Source organism: Paracoccus indicus (genome assembly GCF_003056335.1).
GTDB lineage: Bacteria > Pseudomonadota > Alphaproteobacteria > Rhodobacterales > Rhodobacteraceae > Paracoccus > Paracoccus indicus.
In genome coordinates this window covers 1-1,051 of sequence record NZ_PYWA01000024.1, presented here as the reverse complement: position 1 = coordinate 1,051, position 1,051 = coordinate 1, and the positions used below count along the sequence as shown (strand labels likewise).

Genomic DNA, 1,051 nt, shown 5'->3' with positions numbered 1-1,051 from the left:
GGCGATGTTGCGCAAATCAGCCCCGAGCATGACTGCCCCCTTTCCCGCCATTCTTCAGCGGACGGCTTCGATCTCGGCCCTGCCAAGGGCCGAGAAGCGGTTCATGATGGCGATGCGGATCTGGATTTCGGCGGTCTGGCGGGCGGGGTCTCGTGACATGATCCTCTCGCCGAAGAGCTTCAGGCAGTTCATCAGAGCTTCGACCCGACTTCGGACGTGATAGCCGGTCCACTTCTTCCAGAGCGCCCGGCCCAAGCGCCTGGTTGCCCGCAGGATCTCATTTCGCGCGGCAGCAGCGGGACAGTCTTCTTTCCAGGCGCGGCCATTGCGCCGGATCGGTATGACGGCATCCGCTCCTCGGTCGATAATCGCGCCATGGCATCGTCGTGTATCGTAAGCACCATCTGCGGTGACCGTGCCGATCGTCTCTTCCGGCGGGATCTGCGCCAGAAGCTCCGGCAGCAGCGGGCTGTCGCCTTGGCGGCTCAAGGTCAACTCGACCGCGCGCACATCCCCGGTGCCCGCGTCCATGGCGAGGTGGACCTTTCTCCATTGCCTCCGGCGTGACGGGCCATGTTTGCGGGCCTGCCACTCGCCGTCCCCGCGGAACTTGATACCGGTGCTGTCGATCAACAGGTTCAGGGGCTGCCCGGACGCGCGATACGGGACCTGCACCGCGATCCGCGCCTGCCGGCGGCACAGCGTCGAATAGTCCGGAACCGGCCAATCAAGCCCCGCCATCTGGATCAGGCTTTCAACCAGCCCGACCGTCTGCCGGAGCGGAAGCCCGAAGAGCACTTTCAGGGTCAAGCAGGTCTGGATGGCAGCGTCCGAGAAGGTCTCGGGTCGCCCGCGCTTGCCGGTCTTGTCGGCGTGCCAGACCGTCTCGGGATCGAACCAGACCGACAGCGAGCCGCGCTTGCGCAGCGCCGCATTGTAGTCTGACCAGTTCGTCGTGCGGTAGCGGATCGGGGAAGGCTTCGGCATGCCCTCGACCTAACCCTCAGGACGCGCTCAGTGAATCCCCATCACTGAGATGTGCAACAAGGTC

At 64.7% G+C, this 1,051-nt stretch carries 1 protein-coding gene; it reads right to left on the bottom strand.

Going from position 1 to position 1,051, the window contains the following annotated elements; all coding sequences use genetic code 11:
- Positions 1–54 precede the first annotated feature (54 nt).
- The gene (locus DDE75_RS17075) at positions 55–987 is read right to left on the bottom strand and encodes an IS5 family transposase (protein ID WP_108503582.1); all 933 of its coding nucleotides are present in this window, start codon (positions 985–987) and stop codon (positions 55–57) included.
- Between the last annotated feature and the right edge of the window lie 64 nt (positions 988–1,051).